Source organism: Faecalicatena contorta (assembly GCF_001404335.1).
Lineage (GTDB): Bacteria > Bacillota > Clostridia > Lachnospirales > Lachnospiraceae > Faecalicatena > Faecalicatena contortus_B.
Genome location: NZ_CYZU01000093.1, coordinates 1 through 12,638, shown reverse-complemented (window position 1 = coordinate 12,638; position 12,638 = coordinate 1). Strand labels below are relative to the sequence as shown.

At 46.3% G+C, this 12,638-nt stretch carries 10 protein-coding genes and 1 other annotated feature; of the genes, 4 read left to right on the top strand and 6 right to left on the bottom strand.

Features of this window, described 5'->3' with window-relative positions; all coding sequences use genetic code 11:
- Window positions 1–80: 80 nt before the first annotated feature.
- From ARB69_RS24675 to ARB69_RS24665, 3 genes are all read right to left on the bottom strand, one after another.
- A complete protein-coding gene (locus ARB69_RS24675; RefSeq protein ID WP_055155307.1) occupies window positions 81–917 on the bottom strand; it encodes a carbohydrate ABC transporter permease in 837 nt (278 codons plus the stop codon).
- On the bottom strand, window positions 914–1,789 hold the full coding sequence (locus tag ARB69_RS24670) for a carbohydrate ABC transporter permease (protein ID WP_050641365.1): 876 nt from the start codon (window positions 1,787–1,789) through the stop codon (window positions 914–916). The genes ARB69_RS24675 and ARB69_RS24670 overlap by 4 nt, the downstream gene beginning before the upstream one ends.
- Window positions 1,790–1,901: 112 nt before the next feature.
- Window positions 1,902–3,239, bottom strand: coding sequence for an ABC transporter substrate-binding protein (locus ARB69_RS24665; protein ID WP_050641366.1), 1,338 nt, complete (start codon window positions 3,237–3,239; stop codon window positions 1,902–1,904).
- 246 nt (window positions 3,240–3,485) lie between these two features.
- Between ARB69_RS24665 and ARB69_RS24660 the strand changes: the two genes are divergently transcribed.
- Genes ARB69_RS24660 through ARB69_RS24645 form a run of 4 tightly spaced genes read left to right on the top strand, consistent with a single transcriptional unit; the run spans window position 3,486 to window position 8,195 of the window.
- Entirely contained in the window at window positions 3,486–5,474 is a 1,989-nt protein-coding gene (locus ARB69_RS24660) for a beta-galactosidase (protein ID WP_055155305.1), read from the top strand.
- Window positions 5,471–6,175, top strand: a complete 705-nt coding sequence (locus ARB69_RS24655; protein ID WP_055155304.1) for a hypothetical protein — start codon at window positions 5,471–5,473, stop codon at window positions 6,173–6,175. Before ARB69_RS24660 ends, ARB69_RS24655 begins: the two co-directional genes overlap by 4 nt.
- 28 nt (window positions 6,176–6,203) lie before the next feature.
- Window positions 6,204–7,079 (top strand): aldose 1-epimerase family protein, encoded by an 876-nt coding sequence (locus ARB69_RS24650; protein ID WP_050641369.1) that lies wholly within the window; start codon window positions 6,204–6,206, stop codon window positions 7,077–7,079.
- A gap of 36 nt (window positions 7,080–7,115) precedes the next feature.
- Window positions 7,116–8,195, top strand: a complete 1,080-nt coding sequence (locus ARB69_RS24645) for a LacI family DNA-binding transcriptional regulator (protein WP_055155303.1) — start codon at window positions 7,116–7,118, stop codon at window positions 8,193–8,195.
- Window positions 8,196–8,461: 266 nt separating this feature from the next.
- On the opposite strand, the gene ARB69_RS24640 is transcribed toward ARB69_RS24645, so the two are convergent.
- The 3 genes from ARB69_RS24640 to ilvB all read right to left on the bottom strand — a co-directional run bounded on the left by ARB69_RS24640 (window position 8,462) and on the right by ilvB (window position 11,918).
- On the bottom strand, window positions 8,462–9,523 hold the full coding sequence (locus ARB69_RS24640; protein ID WP_278314361.1) for a branched-chain amino acid aminotransferase: 1,062 nt from the start codon (window positions 9,521–9,523) through the stop codon (window positions 8,462–8,464).
- 146 nt (window positions 9,524–9,669) lie between these two features.
- Window positions 9,670–10,179, bottom strand: coding sequence for an acetolactate synthase small subunit (ilvN, locus tag ARB69_RS24635; protein WP_025655305.1), 510 nt, complete (start codon window positions 10,177–10,179; stop codon window positions 9,670–9,672).
- 20 nt (window positions 10,180–10,199) lie between these two features.
- A complete protein-coding gene (gene ilvB / locus ARB69_RS24630; protein WP_050641372.1) occupies window positions 10,200–11,918 on the bottom strand; it encodes a biosynthetic-type acetolactate synthase large subunit in 1,719 nt (572 codons plus the stop codon).
- 222 nt (window positions 11,919–12,140) lie between these two features.
- Window positions 12,141–12,393, bottom strand: a binding site (T-box leader).
- Window positions 12,394–12,638: the final 245 nt, after the last annotated feature.

Sequence of the window (12,638 nt, the reverse complement as noted above, 5' to 3'; positions counted from 1 at the left end):
AGACTCGCTAACGGTGGCTCGCTACACCTTGCCGTATGGGATTTCCACCCACTAAACCAACCGCCCTTTTCTGGACGCGCCTATCCTTTCACTGCTCCGCTTGTCATGCCGGAAATAAAATGCTTCTGGAAGATGATAAACAGCACGGCAGGTATAAATATCGCAATCGCTGTCGCACAGGTTATCGGGCCCCATTTTACGCCCTGTTCTGTCATAAATGTGTACAGTCCGATTGACATCGGCTGGATCTTTGTGCTGGAGGTCAGCGTCATGGCAATAACAAATTCATTCCAGCAGGTAAAAAATGTAATGACCGAAGTTGCGATAACTCCCGGCATCGTAAGCGGTAATAATATTTTCGTAAATGTTCCGAACGTAGAACAGCCGTCAATCAGCGCCGCCTCGTCCAGTTCTTTTGGTATGGAATCGTAAAACGACTTGAGTATCCAGACTGAGAACGGAATATTTATGGATACATATACGGCTATAATCCCCGGAAATGTATCCAGAAGCCTCATATTGTTCATCATAACGTACAGCGGAACAATCAATACACTCGCCGGAAGCATCTTCGTTATCAGAAGCAGAAGCATCAGCGGTTTATTTGCCTTGAACTTATATCTGGAAAACCCATACGCTGCCAGTACAGACAAAACCCCCGCAATCAGAACAGTCGCAGAACTGATAATAAAGGAATTCCGAAATCCTATCGGCATCATGGTTTCAAGCAGCACCTTTTTATAATGGGCAAGGGTTCCGTTAGACACATACCACTGCGGGGGATAAGCAAACATATCTCCGGGCTGTTTGAAGGACGTGATGATTACCCAGTATATTGGTGTTAGAAAAGCTAATATTACAAGGATATACAATATGTAAACTCCGACCGGCCTGGCCTTCTTTTTCCATTTTCTCATTCTTCACTTTCCCCCTTAAATACAAACATATATACAACGGTAAGTATCAGGCTTATGAGGAGCATGATGACAGCCATAGCCGCTCCCTGCCCAAGCTGGTGGAACTTGAATGCCGAATTATACATGTACAGCGGCAGTACTTCTGTGGCATTTTTAGGTCCGCCCCCTGTCAGGGCATATATAATATCAAAGTACCCGATGGTACCGATTGTGATCATAATCAGGTTAATCAAAAATGTACTCTTCATCATAGGTATTGTTAAATATATAAATTTCTGAAACCCGTTTGCGCCGTCTATGGCGCCTGCTTCATAAAGCTCTCCCGGAATCTTCTGCAGCCCCGCCATCTCAAGCATAAAGGTAAATGGAACTCCGATCCAGACAGTGACAAACATTAAGGTAGTCAGGGCCATATCACTGCCAAGCCAGTCTTTAGGACTGCCGCCGAGCTGGATTAATACCGCATTCAAAAGCCCCATTTTTCCGCTTCTTAGAATCCATTTCCACATAAGGCCAAGAGCCACCGGCGGTACGACCCACGGCAGTATGACGCTTGTTCTCCCGATACCAGAAAAAGGTCTCTTTTTCTGAAAAAGAAAGGCAAGTGCAAACCCAAGGGTAAACTGCCCCACAACTACAACTGCCGAGAACTTCAGCGATACAACACAACTGTGTATGAAATCTTTGTTCTGGAACAGTTCCACATAGTTCTTCATGCCGATGATTTCCTCAGTCCCCATCCGAAGTAGATTCAGGTCTGTTACACTAATATAGAAGGAATAGAAAAACGGATAAATCGTAAAAATCCCAATCCATATTAATGCAGGTAATATGAAAACCAGGTATATATGCTTCCTAATAAATTTTCCCATCTTGCACCTCGCTATTATTGGAAAATGGTAAAGGTTCAAACCTGTCTGAACCTTTACGTAAAATGGCTCATTTGCAAATTTGAAATGAGCCATTTCCACGTTCGTTCAATTTCTACTGCTTCATAATCTCATCAGCCGATTTCTGTGCTTTCTCTGCCTCTTCTTTGATAACACCCTCCAGATCAGTCTCTCCGGTAGCCGCACTCTGTACAATCTCTTTAAAAGATTCGTCTGCAGCACTGTAGAATGCTACTGCATCTCTTGGCTTAGCCGCATAGAGGCCCTGGGAATACGCCTGCCAAACAGGGTCATTCTTGAATTCATCCTGCTCATATACTTCCAACAGACTTGACATCTGTCCGATTCTGGTGAAAAGTGTCTGTACCTCCACACTTCTGTAGAAATCTATGAAGCTCCAGGCAAGCTCCTGCTGCTCCGGGTCATCGGTAAACATAGCAAGTGTCCAGCCTCCGGCTGTTGTGCACGGCTCCTGCCCCGGAACTGCCGGAATATCCGCAATACCAACCTTAGAGATAAACTCTTCGCCGCCGGAATCTTTCATCAGAGGGTAATGCCAGTTTCCGAGAATAGCCATAGCCGTCTGACCGCCTACAAAATTAGCTTCTACGTCTGAAAACTTCACAGATGCAATATCCTCGGCCACGATCTTCTCATCAATCAGTTTCTGAATGAACTGCATGGTATCAAGCATCGCATCAAAGCTCTTGCCTTCACCGAATATCACTTTTTCTTTTCCGTCTGTCAGCTCAGCGCCTTCACCATGCCCCCAGAACCACGGCAGGAGTGTACAAGAGGTAACGGCATCCGGAAACGCAGGAATCCCAAGCCCATACTGGTCAATTACGCCGTCGCCGTCTTCGTCAACCGTCAGCTTTTTCCCCATTTCCAGCAGCTCGTCCCAATCTTTCGGAGGTGCGTCATATCCCGCCTCTTTTAAAATGTCTTCTCTGTAATAAAGATTCCAGAGACCGCCGTGGAACCAGACTGCTTTTGCTTCTCCATCTACCATGCTTCCTTCTGCAGCGTAGGGATAATGTTCCGCCCTTTTCTCTTCGGTAAACCACTGATCCAGAGATACCATTGCGCCGGTTTTGTCTACTTCCGCCAGATTCGAGCCGTCTACCATACAAATATCGGCCACATTGTCTGCATTAATATCCTGCAGAAGCTTTGGAAGGTAATCATCCGTTCCTATCGTGATTTCAAGTTCTGCATTATTCTCCTCCTCCCACTGGTCAAATAGCTCCTGCAGACCCGGAACGTTCTGCGGCGCAGCCCAGGAGTTCGTATTAAATGTCAGAACTTTTTTTCCGCTGTCTGCCTTGCTTTCCGTGCTCTCTGATTCGGGAGCTTTTGTTTTACAGCCTGTAAACATGGTTGCTGCCATCGCTGCGGTTAACAGAACCGCAATCATTCTCTTTTTCTTCATTGTTTCTCCTCCACTTTTGTTTTGTACACGTGTAATATTGTTTTATTTATCATATCGTACATTCCCAGTCCTGTTAATTGATTTTTTATGTGCAAATATACCAATTTATAACTGTTTTTTTCGTCAAAATAGCAGATTGAGTTTTTTAATATTGATTCTTAATATTACAAATGTTATAATACAATTATACAAATCCTTGTTTTGTAACATTTTGTAACATTCAGTTTTTAAAAAGGAGTACGTATCATGAAAAAAAGAGCAGAAGTTACACCTCAAGGCATTTCGCTGGATGGCGAACTGCTACCACTCTACTCCGGCGCCGTGCATTACTGGAGGCTGGACCGCACGTTATGGAAGGATATTCTGGAAAACGTGAAGAAAATGGGTTTCCATATTATAGAAACTTACATTCCCTGGTCAGTACATGAAATCTCCCGCGGGGAATTTGATTTCGGAAGGATTGATAAAAGAAAGGATCTGGATGCGTTTCTTACGCTGTGTGAAGAGCTCGGTCTTTTTGTTCACGTCCGCCCGGGTCCCCACATTAACTCGGAGATGACTTATTTTGGCTACCCGAAACGAATCGTGTATGATACAGCCATTCAGGCCCGTTCCCCTTTTCGTACGCCGGTAAACCTCCCTCACTCGCCCAAGGTGATCCCGGTGCCCAGTTATGCCAGTGAGGCTTTTTACCGGGAAGTTGAAGTGTATTTCGATGCGCTCGCTCCGATTATAAGAAAACATACCTATCCAAACGGCAATATAATTGCAATACAGTCTGATAATGAAACCTGCTATTTTTTCAGGGAGCAGCCTTATGTTTCCGATTACCACCCTGACTCTGTGGCGCTTTACCGCACAATGCTGGAGGACAAATACACTTCCATCGAGACTCTGAACAGCGTATACAGAAGTTCCTGGAAGGAATTCAGTGAGATAGAGCCGCCACATGGCTTCTCTGGTTCCTGCAGAGAGGATCTTCCTTATTATCTGGACTGGGCAGAATACAAAGAATTTCAGATATGCATGTGTCTGCGCCGTTTCGCAGATATGTGGAGGGAAAGAGGGGTCTGCCTGCCTTTTTATCAGAATACCGGTTACCATTACTACACGCCTGTTGATAACATCCGTATCGAACGCGAATGCGTGGATATCTGCGGGATTGACATGTATCCGAACCGTACCGCCCTAAAACCAATCAGGGAAAAGATACGCTATATGAGCGGAAGCAGTATACTGCCCTTTGTGCCGGAATACGGAAGCGGGGTCTGGTTTGAATTTCCCGAAACATTTCTGCCGGAAGAGGAGGAATTTACCACATACTATGCATTTATGAACGGACTGAAAGCAATTAATTATTATATGCTGGTGGAGAGAGACCGGTGGCAGGGCAGTCCCATTACAAGAGATAACCGGATACGCAGCGGTTACTTCGAATTCTACAGGCGCTTCCAGAATTTCTTATACGAGAACAGGTACTGGGAATTCTTTAGAAAACCAAAAGTACTTGTATTGAAGAATTATGATTGTGCCCGGATAAAAGCCGTTTTATCCTCCATGGACTTTGCCCCTTTGGATGTGAATACCTTCGCTCCCGGATTCAATCTTCCTTCGGAACTGTTTTCCATCGGAAATATATTTGGTTTCGAACACTTTGATGAAGATAACTCGCACTGGGCTTCCGAATTCTGGATCGAAAATACAATCCGGGAACTTTCGCTCCTGCAAATCGATTTCAACATCAGCGACACCCACCTTCCCGTCCAAAAAATGCTTTCGTATGACTATATTTTTGCATCCTCCTACGACTTCATGTCCGAAGCTGCACAAGATGCACTCGCTTCATACGCACACGCCGGGAAAACACTGATTCTGGGGCCCGGACTTCCTTATCTTAACATGGAAATGTTCCCCTGTAACATTTTGGAAAAGGCTGCAGGACTGGACAATGTCCGTCTCTGTACCAAGGTGGATGCCCAGCTTTTAAATGAACTCGATATTCCCGTTCCATTCAAAACCCGGGACGAGGGGATTGAACTTAGCTGCCATTACCGGGATGAGACGGTTTTCCTTTGGGCTGCAAATACACTCAGCCGCACACAGGAATGCACCATAGAATTCTCGGGAAAGAAAACCTTTAAACCTAAATACAATGCCGGCCGCAAAGAGGGCACCGATGCCATTTCTCTATGTATGCCCGCCTACTCGATCAGCATATGGGAGGTACTGCCATGATTCATCCTGACTGCAAATATTTAGACATTTATCCTTACACCTGGCGGCATTTGGGTGAACTGATGGAATATCTGAATCCACGCCGCAAAATATTGTATATCCTGCATGATCAGGGAATTATTAGTAAAGCTGCAGATTCTGATAATACGGCCTGCACTCTTCCTTTTTCCAAATATCAGGCAGAAGAATTTCCTTCCTGCCGGCTTTTTGAGCTGTATCCTGATATCGACGAAATCCATGTGCTTGAATACGCTGCCCTTGTCCACTACTACACCTCAGTGCAGAGTATCAGCCTGGAAGAGAAGAATACAATGCAATATCTGGACTTCATTACAGATTATTACAGTTGCCATAAAGGGATCGACATTTATTCCCGCAGAAAGTGTTCCGGCACATTTTACCGGAAAGCTCTGGATTATGCCGGAAAATTTTTAAATGACAGGCAAATTGTATTTTTTGTTGTAACAAAATCAGAATTTATCTGGTTTGATGTTGTTTTATTGGTAGAAAATGGTACAATAACGGAAATTAGAACTTTAGACACACTGAAGAGTGAAGCGTGGTATACGTCTCCCTGTACTGCTCTCAGTGAAGCTGCCCAAAAGCTCACAGAAAAGTTCAGCCGTCCGGTCAAAATCATTCACTATGAGCACGAGGCGCTGCCTTTACTCACAGCGTTCTGGGAAAAGTATTGTGTCTGAAGCCCATCAAACAAGGAGGATTCTATACATGAACTATACGATCTGCAATCCATTTTTAAATGTTAATGTCTCATCACACGGCGGCGAACTTCAATCCATCTGCACGCCAGATAAAACACAATACCTCTGGCAGGGTGATCCGGAATACTGGGCGGACCGTGCGCCTAATATTTTTCCTTATGTTGCAAGATTGACGGACGGGAAGTATACTTACCGGGGTAAAACTTATAGCCTGGATATTCATGGATTTTTAAAAGATTCCGAAATGTTATGCGAAAGCCGCAGCGACAGCCGGCTTGTACTGTACTTCGAGGATACAGAAGAAACGATCAGGCAATACCCTTTTTCCTTCCGTTTTTCTATCTGCTACGAATTGAAAGAACAGACACTTCATATCACCTACCACATCGAAAATCACAGCGATGAAACCATGTACTTTGGCCTGGGCGGGCATCCCGGATTCCTCGTCCCTCTGGATCAGACGCTGTGCTTCGAAGACTATGTTCTGCAGTTTGAGTCCGGCTGCCGTCCGGAGCAGCTGATTTTTTCAGAAGATTGTTTCGTAACTGATGCGGCAGAGGAATTTAAGCTTGCCGCAGACAGCAGGCTTGCGCTGAGACACAGTTTGTTTGACCGAGACGCACTCATACTTCAAAATGCCGGTTCAGAGATCACTCTTGCTTCAGATAAATCACCTCACTCTGTGAACGTACAGTTCGACGGCTTTCCTTATCTGGGACTCTGGCACTGCCCGAGAACCGAAGCCGGCTATATTTGTATCGAACCCTGGTGCTCCCTTCCTTCCCGAAAAGGAGTTATCGAAGATCTGGAACAGCAGAAAAATCTGATTTCACTGCCTTTGGGCTGCTCATGTGAAAAGTCATGGAGCATCACCATCCGGTAGACGTCTGTATAAAAGCAATAAGTAAAGGAGTTTAGAATGACAACCTCAGAAATAGCAAAAAAATTAGGAATTTCAAGGGGGACCGTGAGCCGTGTGCTCAACAACCACCCCAATGTAAAACCCGAGACACGTAAGAGGGTACTGGAAGCGCTCAAAGAACTGAATTATATTCCGAATGAAACCGCCCGCTCACTGGTGATGCAAAAGGAATTCCACATTGCAGTCATTGTCTTCTCCCAGCCGGCATTTTTCTGGGCCCAGGTTCAGAGCGGAGTCAGCACTGCCCAGAACGATCTGGCGTCCCAGGGCGTTATTGTGGATTATTTTGTAACCGATATGATGAAACCGGAAGAGCAGCTGGAACTAATCCGCACCCTTCCTCAGAAAGGATACGACGGAATAGCCGTTGCTCCGAATAACCCCCGGATGCTGGCAAGCGAGATCGACCGGCTTTCCAACAGCGGATTCCCGGTTGTCATCATCAACGTGGAGATCCCCACAGCCAATCAGCTCTGCTATATCGGTTGTGACTATATTCAGTCAGGCATCCTTGCAGGGGAATTATTTTCCCGGTTTCTTCCGGACCGCTCCGATCTGCTCGTGCTGACCCTGAAAGATTCGGTTTATGCAATCGAACAGAGGATCACCGGTTTCCGCAAGGAACTCTCCAAGCATGAGCACCTGAATATCAAACGCATTGAACGTTTCAACCGTGACGGTTCCCGCGTATATGAGGTACTGCTGGATCTCCTGAAGGAATCCCCGGATTTCCAGGGTATCTATGTCAGTTTTGACGCACTTGTACAGACGGCCGATGCGGTGCAGGCTCTCAACCTAGACCCTGCTCCCGTGATTGTCGGCTATGATTTAAATGAACATATATTTGAACGGCTAAAAAATAAATATATCACCGCTACCATCTGTCATGAACCTTTTAACCAGGGATACTTTGCCGTGAAAATTCTTCACCGTTATCTTCTTAAAAAGGTTCACCCGTCCAGTTCGCTGATGTATAACAAACTAGAGGTTGTAATGGCATCCAATGCAAAATACTACATGAATGAGACACTTCAGACAGAGCTGTTCGCAACCGGTTCTCCGAGAGATAATCTATGACAAAGCGGGCAAGCCCACATGGGCTTCCCCCCTCACTCATGAGGGGCTTGCACGCTTTGGCGCCGCCGCGATGCCGCCTTGCGGCTATATACCTTATCGCAGCGTGCACATCCCGCCGGGAGGGCCTTTGTATCTTATAGGCTTTCCTATAAGATACAAAAAGCAATCCCTATACGCTGTCAACAGCCTGTCAGGATTGCTTTTTCATATAATGTTACATTTCTCTGATAGTTCAGGCAGGCCTGAACTGTTACACAATTTTTTTACTATACAATTACCTGAATCCACCCCTCCGGCGCCTCAATCTGTCCCATCTGGATACCGGTCAGTGTGTCGTACAGTTTCTGGATTGTCGGCCCCATCTTCTCCATTCCGCTCGGGAAGCAGATTTCATTCCCATGGTCAACAATCTTTCCAACCGGAGAGATAACAGCAGCAGTACCGCAGAGTCCACATTCCGCAAAGTCTTTTACCTCCTCCAGATAAACATCCCTCTCCTGCACTTCCAGGCCGAGATAGTGCTCTGCCACATAGAGCAGGGAACGTCTTGTTATAGAAGGAAGGATCGTATCTGAATGCGGTGTCACGACCTTGTTGTCTTTCGTAATAAAGATAAAGTTCGCTCCCCCGGTTTCCTCCACCTTTGTTCTTGTTGCAGAATCCAGATACATGTTCTCGTCAAATCCATTTGCATGTGCTGTTACGATTGCGTGAAGGCTCATGGCATAATTCAGTCCGGCCTTGATATGCCCGGTCCCGCATGGAGCCGCACGGTCAAAATCAGATACACACAGGGTAAGAGGCTTTACTCCCCCCTTAAAATAAGGGCCGACCGGTGTTGTGAATACCCGGAACTGAAACTCATCAGCCGGTTTTACACCGATCACCGGGTTGATTCCGAACATGTAAGGCCTGACATACAGGGTTGCTCCTGACCCATAGGGCGGTACATAGGCGGCGTTTGCCTTTACGGTCTGCACCACCGCCTCTACGAAACGCTCAGCCGGAAATACAGGCATCTCCAGTCTCTTCGCGGAGTCCACCATACGCTGTGCATTTAAATTAGGGCGGAACGCCACGATATGTCCATCCTCCGTCGTGTATGCTTTGAGCCCCTCAAAGATTGTCTGTGCATACTGCAGGACGCCCGCACACTCGTTCATCGTAATATTAGGGTCGTCAATCAGCCCGCCTTCGTTCCATTTGCCATCCTTAAAGTCAGCCACATATCTTTTGTCCGTTTCAATATAGGCAAACCCCAGGTTCTCCCAGTCAATGTTTTTCTTATCCATCTGTAACTCCTCCGATCCTCTGCTTTCATTCTGCAAATCACTGTTTATGAGCCAATTATAATACTTCTCCCACTAAAATTCAAGAGTGCGCTCTGTTTTTTCTTAACAAGCTATTCCGCTGGCGTAATAGTTTATGCGAGCCAGAACTGTTACACATCTAACCGCCCGGCTTCCGGCACGCTTTAACGCTCCATCATACTGATGGATTCGATGCCGACGCTGCCCCCGCGTACGACTTCAATGTTCTTAAACTCTTCCTTCATGAGCTTAATGACCGCATCATTTTTTGTAGCTGTCTGAACGAATTCCAGCAGGAGGCTGTCTTTACCATAGTCAATCACTCTCGCCTTGAATGTTTCTGCTATCTGAAAGAGCTGCACCTTATCTTCCGGTGTGCATTTTCTGACCTTTACATACAAAATTTCCTTCATTCTCACAAAAATGTCTGTAAAATCTATGACTTTAATTACCTCCACAAGCCGGTTCAGCTGTTTCTTAATCTGTTCAAATGTCTCATCATCGCTGACAGTTGCTATCGTCATCCTTGAAATGGTAGGATCCTCTGTAGTCCCCACTGTCAGACTGTCCAGATTATAGGATTTACCGGAAAATAAACCGGATATTTTAGACAGGACACCCACCTGGTTTTCTACGAATAATGAGATCCATCTTTTTTTTGTATTGTTCTCCATGCTCTTCTCTCCTTTCGATGCTAACAGTCCACAATCATCTCTTCCAGAGTCCCTCCCGGCTGGATCATCGGGAATACCATCTCTTCCTGATCAATGATAAATTCTATCAGGGTCGGTGTTTTCGTGTTCTTCTTTGCCTCTTCAAAGGCAGCAGAGATTTCTTCCGTTTTGGTGACTCTGATCCCCTTTGCCCCATAGCTCTCTGCCAGTTTTATGAAATCCGGTGTGTATTCCGGCATCTCTTTTCCATCGGTCCTGCGGAAAAGCGCACCGGAGCGCAGGTTTGTCATGCCGTATCGCTTCCCGTAGAACAGCTTCTGCCACTGCCGTACCATGCCGAGATATGCATTATTGAATACGCAGAGGATCACCGGCAGTTCTTCCAGCACCGCAGTTGCGAACTCCTGGATATTCATCTGCATACCCCCGTCCCCGGAAATAGCGATGACCGGCGTATCCGGATTACCCAGCTTGGCGCCGACCGCTCCCGGAAAACCATATCCCATGGTACCCAGCCCACCGGACATGATGATCCGTTTCTTCTCGGTGATCTCCGCATACTGCGCAGCAAACATCTGATGCTGTCCCACGTCTGTTACAATAATGGCCTCATCAAACTGCCGGTTGATCTCGTCTATAATATCTTTCGGGCCCATCTCGGCGTGCTTCTTCATATCCAAGGGGTGGTTCGTCTTCCATTCGCCGATCTGCCCCAGCCATTTCGTTGTATTGCATGGCTCAACATACTCCTGCATTTTCAAGATTGCTTCCTTAGCATCAGCTACAATCGGGATATCTACATGAATGTTTCTGGAAATGGCCGCCGTGTCGATATCGATATGTACAATCTGTGCTTTTGGGGCAAATGCATGAAGCTTACCCGTAATACGGTCATTGAATCTGGTTCCTATGGAAAAAAGCAGGTCGCACTCACTGACTGCCATATTTGCTGCATACGCACCATGCATGCCCAGATTACCTATGTACAGCGGATGATTCGTCGGAATCGCTCCGCGCCCCATAACCGTCGTTATTACCGGTACATTCGTCTTCTCTGCAACCTCAGTAAAAATGCTGTTTGCTCTGGCGATATTGACTCCGCCGCCTGCAAGAAAGAGTGGTTTCTTTGCCTTGTTCAGCATCTTAATCGCCTTCTTCAGCTGCCCGATATGTACATTAGTATTCGGTTTGTACCCCCGGATGTTGACATCAGAAGGATATTCCGGACTGCCCAGTTCTGCCATCACGTCTTTCGGCAGATCAATAAGAACCGGCCCCGGTTTCCCTGTACTGGCTATGTAAAAAGCTTCTTTTATAATCCGGCCCAGGTCCTCTCTATTGCGGACCGTCACCCCATATTTTGTGATACTTCTGGTGATACCTACGATATCAACCTCCTGGAATGCGTCGTTTCCGATCAGGTGTCTGGCTACCTGCCCCGTAAAACATACAAGCGGCACACTGTCATAATTAGCCGTTGCCAGGCCAGTTACCAGGTTGGTTGCCCCAGGCCCGCTTGTAACCAGGCATACGCCGACTTTTCCAGTTGTCCTGGCATAAGCATCCGCTTCGTGCACAAGGGCCTGCTCATGCCGCGGAAGGATCACTCTGATATCATCCTGTCTGTATAGTTCGTCGCTCAGGTCAATCGTACATGCCCCCGGATAGCCAAACAGGGTATCTACCCCCTCTTCCTTCAGCGCCTTAACCAATAATTTGTTTCCTGAAATCTGTCTCATACTTATACCTCCTTGAATTTCCTAAATCAAAACAAAGCGGGCAAGCCCACATGGGCTTCCCATTCCCCCACTCATAAGGGGTTTGCACATTTTGGCGCCGCCGCGATGCCGCCTTGCGGCTATATACCTTATCGCGGCGTGTGCATCCCCCGGAGGGTTTTTGTGATATAGGAAATTCCAAAGGAATTTCCTATATCATAAGAAAACCCTAAGCTATTGCTAGCTTAGGGCGAATATCCAATCCGTGTTACCACCTAAATTCAGAGAAATCTTCTCTGCACTCTGTCAGTACGGGAACCACTGTCCGATACTGCTTCCCTGTAACGTAGGAATCACGTTGGAGCTTACTTGGGCTTCCACCTGTTCGGTCCACTGCTCAAAGGCTACTTCCACAATCCCTTCACGAAGACTCGCACCTGCCGCCTTCTCTCTTAGCTTCCGGTAATTATGTACTCCTCCTTATCACTGCATTTCACAATCCATATTCCGCAGTATATAAAAATCTGCCCGCAGGGCCTCTGTTATACAATTCCCTTTGGGTAAGCTTTAAACTGCTGAAAGTTATACTTATTATAGTGTCTGCTTTTCACTTTGTCAATGATAAAATATAATCGGAATTCTAATCATGGTTACTATTCACAGTCGATTAGGGCATGACAAATAGAGCGGGTGTCATTTCCGCTTGATTTTTCATATTTGAATCGACTTTCAAAGAGGAGG